Source organism: Planktothrix prolifica NIVA-CYA 540, from assembly GCF_963864145.1.
GTDB classification, from domain to species: domain Bacteria; phylum Cyanobacteriota; class Cyanobacteriia; order Cyanobacteriales; family Microcoleaceae; genus Planktothrix; species Planktothrix agardhii.
The window spans coordinates 5,475,420-5,492,029 of record NZ_CAWLTW010000001.1 but is presented as its reverse complement, the minus strand read 5'-3'; the positions used below and the strand labels follow the sequence as shown (position 1 = coordinate 5,492,029).

Sequence of the window (16,610 nt, the reverse complement as noted above, 5' to 3'; positions counted from 1 at the left end):
TACCCACCTGACCTAATATTTCTAAATCAGATGGTTTGGGAGAAACATCTCTCGGTTTAACCCGTTAAACTTTTCCCTGGTTTAAATAAAATTGAAACCGTTGCTGCATTTGTTCTATGGTTAGTTTTTGTGTCCAATATTCCACTAAAGCATGACCAAATGCCCAAGCATTTTTTTCCGAGGGATTGGGATTTTCTAATAGTAACGGCCAGAGAATTAGTAAATCAAAATTCATCGGATCAGACTCTCCTGAATTTAATAATAAAAACAAGTCATAGGCCATCTGTAATTTCCCAATCACCACGGGTAATTGTTCGACGGGAATTTTTTCAGCGAGTAATAATGCTAAAGTCGGAGATCCTGTGGCTAAGGTGGAAATAAAACTCAGAATTGGACTTTTTAATAAAGCCGCTAATCCTTGAGTTGTTGCCATTTGAAAGGTATAATGGTCAATTATTTTAGCCGTTGCTAAAATCCGGGCTTCTTGATTTTGTAAAAATCGAGCTAAACGTATTTGTTTGGCGGGATTAATCGTTTCTAAAATAGCAATTGATAACCTATCTACTCCCCAAGGTTGGCGCTGGGTTTGACTATCTTGGGTAACAATTGGTAAGACGCGATCGCAATATTCTCCTAATTGTTCTAATCGGTATTTTGTGGCTTCTCGAATTGATTTTTCCTTGGGACGATTTCCCCATTGCCAATCATAGGGCGGTTGCCATTCGCGGATAGGACGTAAGCGATCAACTTGGGTGACAATTGTAATAATAGGTAACTCTAATTCCTGCTGTTTAATCTCGCGTAAAAAATCCACATCCATCTGCAAAGCTGGGTCAAGGGCAGGAGTTATTAATAATAATAAATCCGCGTTAGTTGCATAGTCTAAAACCTGTTCTCGTAACTCAGGATGATGCACCTGTTCATAACCCGGAGTATCCCATAAATTGAGGATTTCTCCGATGTCGGTTTGCCATTGATAATTTTGAATCTGATCGGTACTGGGTAAGACATCAACGACGGCTTGATCCATTTTAAATAGGGTATTGATCAAACTACTTTTTCCTGCCCCTGTACGTCCAACTAAGAGCAAATTAACGGGTTTTTGTTCTAAGGTTTTAACGGGTTCTGTTGTTGTTAAAATATCCCTGATAGTTTGGGTTTTTGCTTGAGGAAAGGAAAGATTATTAACCGAAAATTCAGTTACGGGTAAAGTGTCTCCACCATAAAGAGCGATCGCTTGACAACACAAATTTCTCAAAGCCACTTCTCGCAAAGATTGACCCAAATTACCTAACAATTGTTGTGTGGCTTGATTCGTGGTTTTTTGAGTCGAAAATCGTGCTAAAGCCGATACTGGATTTAACAGCCATTGCGCCCAATTCCAAACTTTTAAAAGTTTACGAGCCGAGGGTTCTAATTTCTGATAAACTTGATAAGTTTGATAGGCTTGTCCAACGGTAACTTGATTTAATGCTGGAGATAATTTTTGGATTAATTGATCTAAATCATCCATAGTTCCCCGGATTAATTGATAGGCTTGGGGAATATAAATACTCAAAAGAGGATATTTAACTTCAGGATGATAAATATTAGCAACAGTTGTCACTACATCTTGACAGCGTTTCCAAAAAATTGAACTTTCTTCCCAAATTGGCGGATCATTCTGGGCTGCTTTTAAAATTTCTTGTAAGGCTGTTTCGACTTGAGTAATATTGGGATTTGTAGCAGGTTCTAATCTCGATTGATCTAAGGATAATTCTAGTTCTTGATTAAATTTAGCGGTGATAGTTTCCATCTCTTTAAGCATCGGTTTAGTCCATCGGACTAATAGCCAACGCCAACCCACAAAAATCAGGGTAAATACCGCCCAAATCCAATTAATTCCCCAATTATGAATCGTGACCCCCGCCGCCGTTAGCAAAAAAATCACAATCATTGCCATCGGTGTGATCAATACCATCCATTGCCATAGTTTGAGTCTAATCATCGTTGCTTCCTCAAAATTTACAGACTATTTTTAAAGATAGATCATTTAATTAGAATTTAACCGATCAAGAAAGTGCGATTGTAAGTTAACAAGATCCGCTAAAATGTTAACGTTGGCTAAAATTGAGTCGTTCTAATGGATAATTTACCCCCAAATTCTCAGGATAGTGCTTTTTGGCACCGGATTCACACTAATGGTTTAGTGCGGTTTTTATTATTTTTTGCCTCTGGATGGGCATTAATTATGATTTTTAACTATTTTGAAAGTATCTTTTTTACTTTTATCTTAGCCGCTATTTTTGCCTTCCTTCTCAACTATCCTGTGCGATATTTAGAGAGATATTTGGGTAGAGGATTCGCATTAGGAATTGTCATATTTCTGAGTCTATTTATGGTTGTTGCGACCGGATTAGCCTTGGGAACTATGTTTTTTAATCAATTTCAACAACTTCTTAACCTTATCATCCAAAGTTTAACATCAACAGATAATCCTTTTGACGACTTACAAAAGTTTTTAACATATCGTAAAATTAATGTTAATCTCGCTCCCCTAGAAGCTGAATTTAATAAATCTTTAGTGGCACTAGGCAGTATTCTTGTCGGTACTTTTTCTTCTTTACCGAATGCGTTCATTTCATTTGTAATTATCTTTGTGATTTCCTTTTTTATGCTGATTGATGGGGAAAGGCTATGGTTTTTACTATTAAAAATTATTCCTTATGACCATCGTAATCAGTTTTCTTTGGCTGTTCAAAGAAGTTTTTTAGGTTTTTTTAGAGGTCAACTTTTACTCTCGGTTTTCTTGGGAACATCTAGTTTTATCGTTTATAGTATCCTGGGAATACCTTTCTCTTTGTCTTTAGCTATTATTGTCAGCTTATTTGATTTCATCCCAGGAATAGGGGCAACTTTAGGAATTTTAACAATCAGTTTAATTATTTTAATTCAAAGTGGTTGGTTTGTGATGTTAAAAGTAGTGGTTGCTAGTGTGATTTTACAACAAATTCAGGACAATTTTATTGGCCCTAAAATCATGCAAAGTTCTGTTAATATTAACCCGGTGGTTTTGTTTTTTTCGTTAATGATTGGGGCTAGAATTGCTGGAATTTTAGGCGTATTTCTATCCGTTCCCATTGCGGGCGTGATTGTTAATTTATTAGATATTGAAGAAATGCAATCTAAAGAGGGAAGTAAGGATGATCTTGAAGTTTAATCTTGACCTAACAACCCGGTTTATTAATAAGTTCTTCCTTTCCAACCTCCTCCTTTTCCTCGCCAATATCTCAAGGCTGAATCTAAAGTCATTAAGGCATATAAAAATCCAATAAATGGTAAAGTTAATCCCCAAATAGGAGAAAGTTTATATAGTTTTAATGTGGGATAATAGGCAATTTCCATTAATAGCCCCGTTAATAAAGCTAAAAGGATAACTAAGCCATTTCCATGAACAATTCCCCAAATTAAACTTAAAGGTGACATTAAATAAATCAGAATCATCCCTATTAGGGTTAATCCTAATAAAATAGTAGAAAAATTCAGTTGACTAAATGCTGTTCTGGCTACCATATCCCAAATACTTGATAAATTAGGATATGGTCTTAAACTCTGGGTTGTTTCTGTTAACCCTAACCAAATAGGATGATAGGATTTTGAGGTAAAAGGAAAGATAAAACTCCCCATAGAAAACCCCTGATTTACAGTAGTAAATAACTGATCTTCCCCCCCATTACTAAGGGGGGTTGGGGGGTTATTCTTCACCGCTTGTGCTAAGGAACAATCATCAATTAATGCTTGTTTTAATATTGCTAAACCACCAATTCTAGTTAATGCTTCCTGACGAATTAAAATACATCCTCCCGCCGCCGCCGCTAGTTGACTTTGGGGATGATTTACCCAACGAAAAGGATACAATTTTTGAAAGAAAAATACAAAAGCAGGAATTAATAACTTTTCCCAAAAACTCTGACAACGTAATAAAACCATTAAGGAAACTAACTGTAATTTTTCGGTTTCAGCTTTTTCAACTAATTGCTTTAAATTATTAGGAGAATGTTCAATATCAGCATCGGTAAATAAAATATATTGGGGGATATAATTTAACATAGAAGTATATTTAACTCCCTGTTCCATCGCCCAAAGTTTCCCCGTCCATCCCGCAGGTAAAGGTTGAGAGGTAATAATATTTAACCTGTCTGTTTGATTTGATAATTCAGCAGTTTCTTGGGCAATATTTGCTGTATTATCACTACTTTGATCATCAACTAAAATAATAGAAAATGAACCAGGATAATTTTGATTAAGAAGCGATCGCAAACTGGTAGAAATTAAATCTGCTTCATTTCTTGCTGGTACAATTACAGCAACGGAAGGATAATTTAATAAAGGTTCTTTAACCTCAAAAAGCCGTTGATCTCCTTGCCAAAATTGCCCTCGAAACATTAATAACACAATCCATATTATTAACGATAATAGCGTTAAAATTAAAATTAAATTTTCCATTTCAAAATCAATAAATACTCACGGTTTTTAACTGTATCGGTTGCTTGGATAAATAGGAATACAATACATCAGGATCTAAGTCAGCACCGCTATCCCAATAAACAGTTCCCCACTCGCTAGAAAGTTTAACTTGATTAAAATAATCAGGATTTTTTAGAGGTTCAAATACCCCTGTAAACTGAACGAGTTTAGACACATCAATTACCCCTTCTACTCCATCTTCAAAACGAAGTCTTAGCTGGTAATTTATTAATGGATGAACTTCAACAATATCTTTAAGCATGATTTACTCCAGGGGTTCAATTTTATTCAAAATTAGATTTTGTCTGGCTAATTCCCAATTAGCGAGTAGTTCGTTCTGGTATAATGCTGTCCATTCTTGAATTAATTTTAGCAGTCTGGGGGAAAGATTTCCTGCTAATATTTCTCCAGTTTGAATGCTGATCAATGCCTTCTGTTGACCATAGCGAACATGAAAATGAGGGGGAGGATGATCGTTATAGTACATAGTAATTACAGCCCCAAAAAATCGGCTAATTTCTGGCATAAACACCTTCTCGATAACAACATTAAATCGGCAGTAAACAGAAAATTACAAAATTAGCTTTAAAATTCATTATATCATAAAATTATGATTGATTCAATAAAAAACATGATAGAATATCTATAACTAATTAAAAAAATGATATCATCAAAAACAATAGCAGGAGTTAAACAGATAACAATGGAAATAAAAAATCAAGTCTCTGCAACTCAATTAAAAGATGCGATCGCCGCCAGTCAAAACTTCCTATTCTCTCAACAATATCCCGAAGGTTATTGGTGGGCGGAATTACAATCTAATGTCACAATTATATCAGAAGTTATCCTCTTACACAAGATTTGGGGAACCGATAAAACTCGCCCTTTATATAAAGCTGAAACCTATTTACGTTCCCAACAACGAGATCATGGCGGTTGGGAATTATTCTATGGGGATGGAGGAGAACTAAGTACCACCGTTGAAGCATATATGGCGTTAAAAATATTAGGGGTATCTGAAACAGATTCTGCCTTAATTAAAGCCAAACAATTTATTTTAGAACAGGGTGGAATTACCAAAACTCGGATTTTTACTAAGCTACATTTAGCCTTGATTGGATGTTATGACTGGCGCGGGATTCCCTCAATTCCCCCTTGGATTATGTTGTTACCCGAAGGTTCACCTTTTACCATCTATGAAATGTCTAGTTGGGCGAGAAGTAGTACAGTTCCTTTATTAATTGTATTTGATAAAAAGCCAGTTTTTAGGTTTAATTCTAGTCTAAATTTAGATGAATTATATGTAGAAGGACGAGAAAATGCTATTTTTGAATTACCTAAAAATAATGATTGGACAGATATTTTTTTGGACTTAGATCAGATTTTTAAATTTGCCGAACTCTTTAATATTGTCCCCTTACGAGAACAGGGATTAAAAGCAGCAGAAAAATGGATTTTAGAACGACAAGAAATTACCGGAGATTGGGCAGGAATTATCCCGGCAATGTTAAATTCTTTATTGGCGTTAAAATGCTTAAATTATCCGGTATCTGATCCGATTGTTCAACGGGGTTTAGAAGCCATAGATAATTTTGCGATAGAAACAGAAGAAAGTTATCGAATGCAAGCCTGTGTGTCTCCAGTTTGGGATACAGCTTGGGTTGTTCGAGCTTTAATTGAATCAGGAATTGACCCAAATAATGCTGATATAGTCAAAAGTTCAAAATGGTTAATTCGTCAACAAATTTTAGATTATGGAGATTGGAATATTAAAAATAAACAGGGAAAACCTGGGGGATGGGCGTTTGAATTTGCGAATAAATTTTATCCTGATTTAGATGATTCTGCCGTTGTAGTAATGGCATTAAATCAAGCTAAAATTACCGATGAACCCTTGAAAACAGCAACAATAATTAGAGGAATTGATTGGATGATCTCAATGCAGTGTAAAGCCGGAGGTTGGGCGGCTTTTGATATTGATAATGATCAAGATTGGATTAATGCGGTTCCCTATGGGGATTTAAAAGCCATGATTGATCCAAATACGGCGGATGTTACCGCTAGAGTGATTGAAATGTTAGGGGAATTAGATCCTAATTCTTCAGAATTTCAATTGAAAATTCAATCTTTAAAACCCTCAATTGAACGGGCAATTTCCTATTTAAAACAGGAACAAGAAACCGATGGGAGTTGGTTCGGACGTTGGGGAGTTAATTATATTTATGGAACCAGTGGAGTATTATCAGCTTTAGCGGTAATTAATCCTATTTATAAAAATTGGGGTTATACTTCTCTAAACCCCTTAATGGAACGGGGGACAAATTGGTTAGTTAGTTGTCAAAATATTGATGGGGGTTGGGGGGAAACCTGCCATAGTTATAATGATACCAAATTGAAAGGAAAAGGGGTTAGTACCGCCTCACAAACGGCTTGGGCGTTAATTGGTTTAATGGCAACGGGATGTTATGAAATGGAGGTGATTCAAAGGGGAATTAACTATTTAATTTCAATACAACTTTCCGATGGTCGCTGGGATGAGTCGGAATTTACGGGAACTGGATTTCCGGGGCATTTTTACATCAAATATCATTACTATCAACATTATTTTCCGTTATTGGCATTAGGTCGTTATCAAAAGTTGCAACAACTTTAACCTAACTTTGGGTGGGTTTTACCCCATCCCAACTTTAATGTTTGTCAACAGTGGATTCAGGGCTTATAATTTTTGGAATTAGGGCTAAAGCCCAACAACGTTATAATTTTAATTAAACATGGGTAATCGAGAAAAAGTTATTGTTTCATTGGGTGTGATTGCATCAATTACATCTTTAGTAATTGGGATGGCTAGAACAGCTACAGTGTCGGAAAAAACCAGGGTGAAACCGGATTATGAACGATTAGCTCATTTATTATCAGCAAAACAATTCACTAAAGCTGAACTACAAACCTATAGAATCATGCTGTTAGCTTTAGGAAAAAACCCCAAATATTCTGATCCCATTGAGTTAAAAAAACGGGATATTGCTAAACTTCCCTGTCAAGATTTAAGGAAAATAGAAAAAATTTGGCATCCTTATACCCAGGGAACTATTCATTTTAGAAATAAAATTATGAGTTGGCAGAATGATCAACAAAATTTAAGTTCTGCAATTATTTCTCGATTGGATATTTGTAGAATTGAAGATATCAAAAATTCTACTGCTCTGAATCAATAGGATATTTAAGTTTGCTTAATTTTTGTAACAAATGGAGATTAAATTGGTAAAAATTGAGAATCTAAGGTTTGTTCTAAGGTATAGGGACAAACTTCGGGAAAGATTTGTTCATCGAGTTTTGTTTCTCGAATAGCTAAGGCTAATCCTAATTCATAAGCATCGGGTAAAACTGGATTCAAATAGGATTTTAAACTGGGACTATCTTGTAATAAAAACTTAATTTGTACTCGTTGTTCTCGAATTGTTCCTAACCAGCTATTCGTTCGTTTATCAGGTTGAAATTGCCATTTTAATAAATGCCCCAAGAGAATCCCCAATCTATTTCTAAGTTCTTGTCGTTCTTTTCGTCCCAAAGCTTCTATTTCCTCAATTAAATTTAGATGATCTAACTGTTGCCATTGTTTAGTTTTAAGCAAATTAACTTGATTTTGAATCCAACCATAAAAATCGGTTTCATATAAATCCGTCATATTTCCTCCTTTATTTTGATGAATTGATCCCTTTAAATCTTTCTTTTGCTGTTGTAAATGCCTCTTTCATAACAACTTGAATTTTTTGCGGATCAGGTTTTTTTCCTCCCATTAAATCCCCGAAATAAACACAAGCTCCTTCCCCTAATGCCCAAGTATAAGCAGCAGCCCAAGACGCAGCAATAACACTACCAAAACCGGGGATAAATTTAATTAATTCTCGACCGATCATTTGGGCAAAAAACCCTCCAGCGATCGCACTAACTAAACCTCCAGCTTGAGAAATATTTAAGGTTTTTCCGTAGAGATTTCCTAATAACACTACTAGAGAAACTTGTACGGCTGTTAAGACAGGCATAGTGGCAAAAGGAAGGGGAACTGCTGCAACGGTTGCCGCCATAATACTAAAAGCTAAAATATAGCGTCGCCCCACATCTCGATAGATGTTTCCCAGTTGATTATTAACCTCTCCATTTAATAATTCATGAATCATTCTAGCTTCGGCTTCAGGAAGCAAATCAGCTAAGGTATCCCGTAGAGATTCTAAGCCATAAAATACAGGATTATAACCATCTTCTTCTAGGGTAAAATCAATTAAAACCGCCTGATCATACAACCCTTTAAACGCTATTTTTAAGGCTTCAAAAGCTCTGCTAATATCCTCAAAATCTGGGGGATAAATGGGATGATTTTCGGTTTGGGGCGGATAAATTTCATGCAAGCAAGTAATTGCTAATAGACAGGGAATATGGGGATAGTTTTTGCGTAAACTTTCGGCAATTATGCGGAGGGTATCGGTAGCAAAATCGTTAATTTTAACGGTTAAAATTAAAACCCTAGCTCCTTGACTTTCTTTCTGCAAATCGCCGATTAATTCTTCAATTATGATAGAAGTATCTTGGTTAATATCTCCTAAACCCACGGTATCTTTAAAGATTAGCAAAGGTAAATCATTAGACGGATAAGCATAACGTTCTGTATTTTGAGTATGGGGACGAAATCCTTGACCAATAATTTCCGATGAAACCCCCGTTAATCCTCTAACAATTGAACTTTTTCCCGCTTGAGGTTTGCCAATTAATAAGGCTTCTGTCGTGGGAAGTTCTGCCCGAATTGTTGCTAAAATCTCAGCAATTTGTGTCTCATTGACATTAAACCATTGGACAAAGGTTTTAGAGATTCGGTCAGTGGGGAATAGTCTTTTTAATTGTTGGGTTGTCCGATGCCAACCCCCTTTTATCCTAGGGAGATTAGCTGATGTCGGTTGATTAGAGGGTGGGGTCTCCGGGGTTTCAGTCATAGGTCGGGTCTGATATTTTGTAGATAAAGCTAATCGGTTTAATATTAATAGTATGCTAATAGTAGCGTACTTGTTTACAATTAGTGTTAATGTTGAGGTAGCATAATTTAATTATACTCATGGTAACAAAGAATATCAGAGCCGTGACTTACGTTCCGCCAGACTATCATAAAAAGCTGCGTCAGTACATGAAACGGCACAACTTAACTGAAAGTGCCGCTTTAGTCCAGATGATTAAACAGTTTTTTGATGGGGAACAACCTCAATTCAATCCTGAATTGAAAACCGAGGTCGAAGAAATTGTACAAGAGCAACTGAAACTGTTCCAAGAAGATATTGATCTTTTAAAAGATCAAATGTCTTTAATGCAGCAGTTATTAGACAAAAAAACTTCGGTTGAAACCACCCGTAAATCCTCAAGTTCTGTTAATAATGTTAATAGTAATCATCCTAGAAGTTTATTGAGGTTGACACCAAAAACAGAGGAAGAACTGACTCGTCGCTTAGGAGTAAATACGGGAAATGTTGCTAAAGAATTTTCTAAAGGTGCAGAACATTTTAGCCATTGGAGTCAACAAAAAGATCCCAGTGGTATTGGTTGGCACAGGCGGGGCGATGGTTTGTACTATCCTGTTTAAATAATTACACCATAGTCGGATTTTTTCAATAACCTGCTACCACTAGGAATATTAAATTATGAGTTGTTTGAATGATTAGGGTGTAGCCAAAGTTTAGGGTTTACACCCTGATCAACTAACCCTCGTAATTGCCTTAAAAGATTAATTTGTGGTCACAATCCTGTGATTTTAGGTAACACCATAACTAATGATTAATCCTCTATTTCTACCCAAACTGTAACCGCAGCAACAGCAATTAACATCTCATCATTTTTGTCTTGAAATTCTTCAATTGCCCTTCCCTGTACTACCATTCCCCCATTTTCAACGATAATACTTTTCTGTCCAAAGGGTAAAACTGCTAATACTTCTTCAGTTCTAACTTGTTCGGGATAGGGAACTGCAATTTGCACTTCTACAATCATTTGATTCGGATGATTTAACCCGGCAACTTCCCAAATTCCGGGTAAAGCATTATTGGCGATCGCATTTCTAACCGCCCTAGCTGCGGCGATGGTGGGTTCCTGTCCATGTTGATCAATACCCATTCCCATTTCAATCACAAATCGTTTTTTAGCCATGATTTTTACCTGTTATTTTTTTTAGTTTAGTTGATGATAAATCATTAAGATACTTAATGACTAATGGCTTGATTTGTATATTCAGAATCATTTACATCAGACATAGTTTCTAAACCCTCAACATCCACGTTCATTTGAGTCATTTCTACATCCCCAAAAATCGTAGCAAAAGCAGTATCCGCCGCATCTCGTCCGGTTCCAATTCTGATTAATCCATCCAGGGGAGCTAGACGAGTCGCATCAAATAGATACCAGCGATCGCTTAAATATACCTCAAAATAAGCATGAAAATCAGGCGGTTGCAGTTTATAAGCATAACCCGATGCAAACCTAGCTGGAATATTTAAAGCCCGACAAAAGGCAATTCCTAAATGGGCAAAATCTCGACAAACTCCCGCTCTTTCTGTCACCGTATCAAAGGCAGAAGTATGTTGATCACTACTTCCAGATAAATATGTCACGTTATCATAAATCCAATTACAAATTGCCGTAATTCGTGAATAATCTGGCAGTAAATAACCAAATTCCGATTGTGCTAATCGCATTAATCGATCGGATTGACAATAGCGACTTGGATAAATATATTGTAACATTTCTAAGGGAATTTGAGCAACGGGAACTTCATTAATTGTTGTCGGATTTGTTTCTTCATAAATTACATCAACAATGGCTTGATAGGATAGGCGAAATTTTCCCGAAGGTACATTAATCCTCAGATAACGATTACCTAAAACCGGATTAACATATTCTTCAAAATGGAGATTTGATTCTAATTGTAGATGTTCTTCTAATATCCGTTGATTGTGAGCTTTAGCAACATTGATATTAAAAATAAACGTACTATAATCCCTAACTTCATACTCTAATTGACAACCAACTTTAAATTTCATATTTCCCTCCGTGATGGCAATTTATCCTGCATTCCTAACTAACTTTAATTGATATCTATATAAGGCCACCGGATGACCACTTGCCGTAAAGAAATTTGGATCTTTAGGAGATAAATAAACCGCCGTAACTTGATCTGCAACAATGGATTTAACTTCGGATTTTGATCCAACTTTCTCAAATTCTGCTTTGTAACCTGTGGTTGTTTCCACTTCATTCAAATAGATTTGAGATGAGCTTTCAAACACCTGTTGACTGATTTCCGTTGCAATAAATTGATCCTCCCTGGGACTTTCACTACTCCGACCCGTAATGGTGGAAACCAATTCTACATTTCCGGGTAAAGCGGTCATTTGACGATTGGGATTAGTCGGATCAATCTTAACCGATAAAATTCCATTTTCTCCCAAGGTTGCCTTACCAATATTAAACCCATTAAAAGCGCGATCTCCCACTATCTTAATATCTATTTTATCATGATTTTTGGGATCGGATTCCTGGGGAGAAAAAAATAAAGTTAGGGGAAAAATCTGTAACTTAGGTAACAATTCAACCCGTTTAAATCTAACCTGAAACTGTATCGGTTGCTTCAGAGATTCAGAACTATTTTTAAACCCAGGAGTGGTCACTTTAGGAGCAAGGGGAGCCACTTTATCTACTAACATACTCGTAACATTCCATTCCCCCTCCATCCACTCAGGATAATATAAATCTTCCTTCACCGCCTGCACCATTGGTTTATGATTCCAATTTGGAAATGCGGATAAACGGTCGGCTAACTGTCCCGCTTGAGCTTCGGTTTTCCCTATAATTAAACCAACAATTAAACCCAGAATTAGAATTAATTTCTTCATTTTTTTTTAATAGTGAATAGGGATCACTGATTTAAGAGGATTTCACGGATTTTAATCTGTCATGACTTACGCATCACCGCTATCAATAGTAGGGGTAATTCATGAATTACCCCAAATTTAGATGATTAATCCTATAAACTTTCCAGAGGAATAGGTTCCCAAACTTCCCCATATTGTTCTTTTAAACCCTGCCAATTTTCCACCTGTCCTGGCTCATATTCCCCTGGTTTTCCCCATTGTAAAAATGCACTTAACGCCACTTCATTTTGTTCATTTAGGAAGCGAATCGCGTAGGTAGTAAAATTGCCCCGTTTCGCTTCTCCGGTTTCAAATTTAACCTGTTTAATATGATCCATATTCAGATGAAATTCAAAGCCCTCGGTGTGCATATTCGCATATTTTCCTTTGGGTAATTCTGCATAAAATAGCTTTTCAATCTTTCCCCGGGCTTCTAATACAGCCGAACTACTGGTAACAATTAACCGTAAAGTTCCTAAACTTTCACAATCTTCTAAAAATGCTTTGAGATTACTCATGGTTCAAGTTCCCAATTTAATTAGTTTTTAAGACTTAATTTTACTAGATTTTTGGGAACTTCAGCTTAAATCTTTCTAAGATATATTTTTACTTAGGCTTTTCATGCTTTTCATAAGCCGCCACAATGCGCTGGACTAATGAATGACGCACCACATCCGCTTGAGAAAATTCACAAAAGGCAATTCCCTCAACATTTTTTAATACTTTTAAAGCCATTGTTAACCCCGATGTTTGATTGGGTAATAAATCCGTTTGGGTAATATCTCCCGTCACCACCATTCGAGAACCAAAACCTAAGCGAGTTAATACCATTTTCATCTGACCCGGAGTAGTATTTTGAGCTTCATCTAAAATCACAAAGGAATTGTTTAACGTCCGACCCCGCATATAAGCAATGGGGGCCACTTCAATCACCCCACGTTCCATTAAATTTGCTGTTTTTTCTGGGTCAATTAATTCATAAAGTGCATCATATAATGGTCGTAAATAGGGATTAACTTTTTGTTGTAAATCCCCAGGTAAAAATCCTAATTTTTCCCCAGCTTCCACCGCCGGACGAGTTAAAATTAACCGTTCATATTGATCAGATAATAGGGCTTGTAACGCTAAAATTGCCGCCAAATAGGTCTTTCCTGTTCCCGCCGGGCCAATACAAAATACTAAATCATGACTACGCATCGCCTGGATATATTGACGTTGACGAAAGGTTTTTGCCCGAATTTCTATTCCTCGCCTGGTTTTCGCTAAAACATCACGCTGAATATCTTTAAAAACATCCTCTTGATTAGTATTAATTGCATGACGCGCCGTTAGGATATCTACAGAACTAATCGGTTTTCCATCCTGCCATAACTCGTTCAAAGATGCAACTAATTTTTGACACAATTGAATCTGACTAGCGGTTCCACTGATTAGCAATTCCTGTCCCCGCATTACCAGTTCAGCGCCCGTTTGTTGAGATAGAATTTTAAGATTATCTTCTTGATAGCCAGAAAGCGCCATTGCACTTTCCATACTTGGTAACCCAAGGGTGAATCGCTCAGTCATTTGATATTACAAAATATGATTACTTTTAATAAAAATTCAAAACCAAATTACCATTATCCGTAATTCGTAATTCGTAATTCGTAATTCGTAATTCTTCAGAGAAGACGTTGGGCAAAATTGTTAGGGTTGGTTAAACCTAATTCTGCCCAACATTAAAAAACCAATTCCAAGGGCAAACCTATCCTCAATAGTGATTAGGAATTCACTACTAAGAATAGAGTTAAAACCACTTTATTCTTCGTATCTTCGATTCAAACGAGGCTTAGAAGGGGCTGCACGGACTGGACGAGCCTGTTCCGAATATTGACCCGGGGAACGCTGATTAAAGCTCTCCCTGGGTTCCCTCGGACTCGCGGGTTCATCGGATTCACCATTGTTATAGATATCCAGATAAACCGTTTCACCAGAGGACACAGCCAGGGCCGTTAAAACCATCCGAATCGCCTGAATATTGCGCCCGCCACGACCATAAATCCGTCCCTTATCTTCGGCTTCTACAGCTAACCGAATCCAAGTTCTGCGTATGCTAGAAAAACGCTCACAATCAACCTTCAGGGATTCTGGAAATTCCAGAAACGGCTTTAGTAAAAACCGCACCAGTTCGTCATAACTGGGACTAGACTGCGGATTCTGCGACAGTTGTTTCGGGTTCGACTCCAGACTTGAGTAGTTCAAAAACATTTTCTTTTCTCAGGATGTCACGCACAGTATCAGTCGGTTGTGCCCCTTGCTGTAGGCGACGGATAATACCAGCCTTATCCAATCGAACTTCGTCGGTTCTAGGATTGTAGAAGCCCAGTTCTTCTAGGGGACGACCATCTCGGCGAGACAAACTATTCATCACCACAATGCGGTAACTAGCTTCCCGCTTTTTTCCGAATCTCTTTAAACGCAGTTTGATCATTAATTGATGCAAAACACTTCTCTATGGATTGTAAGCTATTTTTCAACAACCGAGCCATTTCTTTGGGATAAACTTTAGCCAACACTTGCTGTATGGGCGATTGACCCCTGAAAACGACTCAAACCATTATCGGAAAAATGGGTTTAAAACCCCGTCCTAGAAGGACGGCTTTATATTGGGTTGTTAGTTCAAATCTAATTGTGCTACCATTTCTGGTAACACCGAAAGGTAAGCAACCTGTATAAAAACCTAGTATGCTTAACGGCAAAACGCTGAACCTTGACAAGTGGATCTATAGGGTTCTACTGCACAGTTCTAGTTTCCCCCCAGCAGTGGGTAAAAGATTCGTGGGAGCTAGGCAACCAGTTTTTTGAAGCAAATTTGTTTCAAGCTAAAAAAGAACTCGCAGCAGTTCGACAGGCTCACTGCGAATAGGGTAGGGCATACCCGAATTTACGCTTGGGGAGAATCCCACCTCTGGTTAAAGCACTGCAAGGTACTTTGATTAAGTGGTTTCGTTGAACCAAGAATCCCCACGCCTTTAGGCACCGGGAGTGTCAAGCCATCACCTATTCTATCTCACTGGATTGACCTGAAAAAAAATAGTCGTAAATTCCTGTTCCCAGCTTTGGGTATCATTACCCTGATCTTGATTTTACAGTTGGGGAAATATTTCCGTACCCCGACCCCACCCCAAAATTCCTTAATTTATCAACCTCTAACCAAAATTACCGCCACCGCCCAAAAAGTTACCGTTGGGGTTTTTGCTCAAAATATTTATGAACTGAATGCTTCAAGCAATACCTATTATATGGATTTCTATTTATGGTTACGTTGGAAAGGCAAAATTGACCCCGTTGCTAACTTAGAATTTATGAACGGCGTTGAAGACTGGGGAAGAATCATCGAACCCGCTTATGAAGAACCGAAAAAACTCAAAGATGGCAGTTTCTATCAAATTATGCGGGTAGAAAGTCGGTTTCGAGAACCCTTTGAATTTTCCCGTTATCCCCTAGATGAACAACGCTTAGGGGTGACAATTGAAAATGCTGTTTATCCATTAAATCAATTAGTCTATATCGCAGATACAAAAGAATCAGGTTATGCTGCGGATTTAACTGTTCCCGGATGGAAAATTAGAAATTCTGAAATTAAAACCTTATCCCATCAATATCCCTCTAATTTTGGGGATTTGGACGAAGGAAAAAATAACTCGATTTATTCTACTCTGCGGTTTGAAATGCACATTTCCCGTCCTCTAAGTTTCTTTACTTGGAAATTATTACTCCCGTTATTCGTAGTTTTGTTTTCTAGTTGGGGTGCATTATTACTCTATCCCATCTACGTTGACTCTCGAATTATTCTTCCCGTCACCGCTTTATTAACGATTGTTTTTCTGCAACAATCCTATTCCGATGCTTTACCTGATGTTGGCTATTTGGTATTATTAGATAAAATCTATGCCTTAGTCTATGTTTTAATTATTGCCGGGATTTTAGAAACCATTATCACCGCAGATTGGGCAAAAAGTGAAGATCCCGAATCCATTGTCCGAGTCAAAAAACTTGACCAATGGTTTTTAATTGCAAATATCGTAATTTTATCCGGGGGAATGATTCTATTTTTGCTATTTTAAGACTTTTATAGCAATCTTAAATGATTTGCGATCAGAATATAGAACCCCACCCTAG

Annotated in this window: 18 protein-coding genes; 5 read left to right on the top strand and 13 right to left on the bottom strand. The window is 37.1% G+C overall.

The window, feature by feature from the left end; all coding sequences use genetic code 11:
- Window positions 1-64: 64 nt before the first annotated feature.
- The gene (locus AC559H_RS24545) at window positions 65-1,987 is read right to left on the bottom strand and encodes a GTPase family protein (protein WP_026794612.1); all 1,923 of its coding nucleotides are present in this window, start codon (window positions 1,985-1,987) and stop codon (window positions 65-67) included.
- Window positions 1,988-2,122: 135 nt separating this feature from the next.
- Between AC559H_RS24545 and AC559H_RS24540 the strand changes: the two genes are divergently transcribed.
- Complete coding sequence (locus tag AC559H_RS24540) at window positions 2,123-3,199, top strand: AI-2E family transporter (RefSeq protein ID WP_026786256.1); 1,077 nt, start codon at window positions 2,123-2,125, stop codon at window positions 3,197-3,199.
- Between the two features lie 23 nt (window positions 3,200-3,222).
- On the opposite strand, the gene AC559H_RS24535 is transcribed toward AC559H_RS24540, so the two are convergent.
- From AC559H_RS24535 to AC559H_RS24525, 3 genes are read right to left on the bottom strand one after another with little or no spacing between them, the layout of a single operon-like run.
- On the bottom strand, window positions 3,223-4,485 hold the full coding sequence (locus tag AC559H_RS24535; RefSeq protein ID WP_026794613.1) for a glycosyltransferase: 1,263 nt from the start codon (window positions 4,483-4,485) through the stop codon (window positions 3,223-3,225).
- Window positions 4,486-4,492: 7 nt separating this feature from the next.
- The gene (locus AC559H_RS24530) at window positions 4,493-4,768 is read right to left on the bottom strand and encodes a DUF2442 domain-containing protein (RefSeq protein WP_026786254.1); all 276 of its coding nucleotides are present in this window, start codon (window positions 4,766-4,768) and stop codon (window positions 4,493-4,495) included.
- A gap of 3 nt (window positions 4,769-4,771) precedes the next feature.
- The gene (locus AC559H_RS24525; RefSeq protein ID WP_026786253.1) at window positions 4,772-5,032 is read right to left on the bottom strand and encodes a DUF4160 domain-containing protein; all 261 of its coding nucleotides are present in this window, start codon (window positions 5,030-5,032) and stop codon (window positions 4,772-4,774) included.
- 177 nt (window positions 5,033-5,209) lie between these two features.
- On the opposite strand from AC559H_RS24525, the gene shc reads away from it, so the two are divergent.
- Both shc and AC559H_RS24515 read left to right on the top strand, forming a co-directional pair.
- Window positions 5,210-7,159, top strand: a complete 1,950-nt coding sequence (gene shc / locus AC559H_RS24520; RefSeq protein ID WP_026794614.1) for a squalene--hopene cyclase — start codon at window positions 5,210-5,212, stop codon at window positions 7,157-7,159.
- 118 nt (window positions 7,160-7,277) lie between these two features.
- Window positions 7,278-7,721 (top strand): GUN4 domain-containing protein, encoded by a 444-nt coding sequence (locus AC559H_RS24515; protein ID WP_051319905.1) that lies wholly within the window; start codon window positions 7,278-7,280, stop codon window positions 7,719-7,721.
- A 38-nt stretch (window positions 7,722-7,759) separates the two neighbouring features.
- Here the strand turns inward: AC559H_RS24515 and AC559H_RS24510 are convergent, their stop codons facing one another.
- Both AC559H_RS24510 and AC559H_RS24505 read right to left on the bottom strand, forming a co-directional pair.
- Entirely contained in the window at window positions 7,760-8,191 is a 432-nt protein-coding gene (locus tag AC559H_RS24510; RefSeq protein ID WP_026786251.1) for a DUF29 domain-containing protein, read from the bottom strand.
- A 10-nt stretch (window positions 8,192-8,201) separates the two neighbouring features.
- On the bottom strand, window positions 8,202-9,491 hold the full coding sequence (locus AC559H_RS24505; RefSeq protein WP_026798619.1) for a YcjF family protein: 1,290 nt from the start codon (window positions 9,489-9,491) through the stop codon (window positions 8,202-8,204).
- Window positions 9,492-9,610: 119 nt separating this feature from the next.
- On the opposite strand from AC559H_RS24505, the gene AC559H_RS24500 reads away from it, so the two are divergent.
- A complete protein-coding gene (locus AC559H_RS24500) occupies window positions 9,611-10,129 on the top strand; it encodes a hypothetical protein (RefSeq protein ID WP_081694860.1) in 519 nt (172 codons plus the stop codon).
- Window positions 10,130-10,320: 191 nt separating this feature from the next.
- Here AC559H_RS24500 and AC559H_RS24495 read toward each other — a convergent pair whose 3' ends face one another.
- The 7 genes from AC559H_RS24495 to rpsP form a co-directional block, all read right to left on the bottom strand.
- Window positions 10,321-10,689 carry a Lin0512 family protein gene (locus AC559H_RS24495; RefSeq protein WP_026786249.1) on the bottom strand — a complete coding sequence of 123 codons (369 nt, stop codon included), beginning with the start codon at window positions 10,687-10,689 and terminating at the stop codon, window positions 10,321-10,323.
- 53 nt (window positions 10,690-10,742) lie between these two features.
- Window positions 10,743-11,579 carry a transglutaminase-like domain-containing protein gene (locus tag AC559H_RS24490; RefSeq protein ID WP_026786248.1) on the bottom strand — a complete coding sequence of 279 codons (837 nt, stop codon included), beginning with the start codon at window positions 11,577-11,579 and terminating at the stop codon, window positions 10,743-10,745.
- A 21-nt stretch (window positions 11,580-11,600) separates the two neighbouring features.
- The gene (locus AC559H_RS24485) at window positions 11,601-12,431 is read right to left on the bottom strand and encodes a DUF6816 family protein (protein WP_026786247.1); all 831 of its coding nucleotides are present in this window, start codon (window positions 12,429-12,431) and stop codon (window positions 11,601-11,603) included.
- Between the two features lie 131 nt (window positions 12,432-12,562).
- Window positions 12,563-12,967 carry a ChuX/HutX family heme-like substrate-binding protein gene (locus tag AC559H_RS24480; protein ID WP_026786246.1) on the bottom strand — a complete coding sequence of 135 codons (405 nt, stop codon included), beginning with the start codon at window positions 12,965-12,967 and terminating at the stop codon, window positions 12,563-12,565.
- A gap of 88 nt (window positions 12,968-13,055) precedes the next feature.
- Window positions 13,056-14,015 (bottom strand): PhoH family protein, encoded by a 960-nt coding sequence (locus tag AC559H_RS24475; protein ID WP_026794616.1) that lies wholly within the window; start codon window positions 14,013-14,015, stop codon window positions 13,056-13,058.
- A gap of 231 nt (window positions 14,016-14,246) precedes the next feature.
- Window positions 14,247-14,612, bottom strand: a complete 366-nt coding sequence (locus AC559H_RS24470) for a KH domain-containing protein (protein ID WP_233422910.1) — start codon at window positions 14,610-14,612, stop codon at window positions 14,247-14,249.
- Window positions 14,613-14,631: 19 nt separating this feature from the next.
- Window positions 14,632-14,919 carry a 30S ribosomal protein S16 gene (gene rpsP / locus AC559H_RS24465; protein ID WP_026786243.1) on the bottom strand — a complete coding sequence of 96 codons (288 nt, stop codon included), beginning with the start codon at window positions 14,917-14,919 and terminating at the stop codon, window positions 14,632-14,634.
- 649 nt (window positions 14,920-15,568) lie between these two features.
- Between rpsP and AC559H_RS24460 the strand changes: the two genes are divergently transcribed.
- Complete coding sequence (locus AC559H_RS24460; protein ID WP_237745651.1) at window positions 15,569-16,555, top strand: ligand-gated ion channel; 987 nt, start codon at window positions 15,569-15,571, stop codon at window positions 16,553-16,555.
- The last annotated feature ends 55 nt before the right edge of the window (window positions 16,556-16,610 follow it).

Bases quoted from the DNA above. Each gene is read 5' to 3' on its own strand.
- AC559H_RS24545 (WP_026794612.1), bottom strand. From the start codon at position 1,987: ATGATTAGACTCAAACTATGGCAATGGATGGTATTGATCACACCGATG.
- AC559H_RS24540 (WP_026786256.1), top strand. From the start codon at position 2,123: ATGGATAATTTACCCCCAAATTCTCAGGATAGTGCTTTTTGGCACCGG.
- AC559H_RS24535 (WP_026794613.1), bottom strand. From the start codon at position 4,485: ATGGAAAATTTAATTTTAATTTTAACGCTATTATCGTTAATAATATGG.
- AC559H_RS24530 (WP_026786254.1), bottom strand. From the start codon at position 4,768: ATGCTTAAAGATATTGTTGAAGTTCATCCATTAATAAATTACCAGCTA.
- AC559H_RS24525 (WP_026786253.1), bottom strand. From the start codon at position 5,032: ATGCCAGAAATTAGCCGATTTTTTGGGGCTGTAATTACTATGTACTAT.
- shc (WP_026794614.1), top strand. From the start codon at position 5,210: ATGGAAATAAAAAATCAAGTCTCTGCAACTCAATTAAAAGATGCGATC.
- AC559H_RS24515 (WP_051319905.1), top strand. From the start codon at position 7,278: ATGGGTAATCGAGAAAAAGTTATTGTTTCATTGGGTGTGATTGCATCA.
- AC559H_RS24510 (WP_026786251.1), bottom strand. From the start codon at position 8,191: ATGACGGATTTATATGAAACCGATTTTTATGGTTGGATTCAAAATCAA.
- AC559H_RS24505 (WP_026798619.1), bottom strand. From the start codon at position 9,491: ATGACTGAAACCCCGGAGACCCCACCCTCTAATCAACCGACATCAGCT.
- AC559H_RS24500 (WP_081694860.1), top strand. From the start codon at position 9,611: ATGGTAACAAAGAATATCAGAGCCGTGACTTACGTTCCGCCAGACTAT.
- AC559H_RS24495 (WP_026786249.1), bottom strand. From the start codon at position 10,689: ATGGCTAAAAAACGATTTGTGATTGAAATGGGAATGGGTATTGATCAA.
- AC559H_RS24490 (WP_026786248.1), bottom strand. From the start codon at position 11,579: ATGAAATTTAAAGTTGGTTGTCAATTAGAGTATGAAGTTAGGGATTAT.
- AC559H_RS24485 (WP_026786247.1), bottom strand. From the start codon at position 12,431: ATGAAGAAATTAATTCTAATTCTGGGTTTAATTGTTGGTTTAATTATA.
- AC559H_RS24480 (WP_026786246.1), bottom strand. From the start codon at position 12,967: ATGAGTAATCTCAAAGCATTTTTAGAAGATTGTGAAAGTTTAGGAACT.
- AC559H_RS24475 (WP_026794616.1), bottom strand. From the start codon at position 14,015: ATGACTGAGCGATTCACCCTTGGGTTACCAAGTATGGAAAGTGCAATG.
- rpsP (WP_026786243.1), bottom strand. From the start codon at position 14,919: ATGATCAAACTGCGTTTAAAGAGATTCGGAAAAAAGCGGGAAGCTAGT.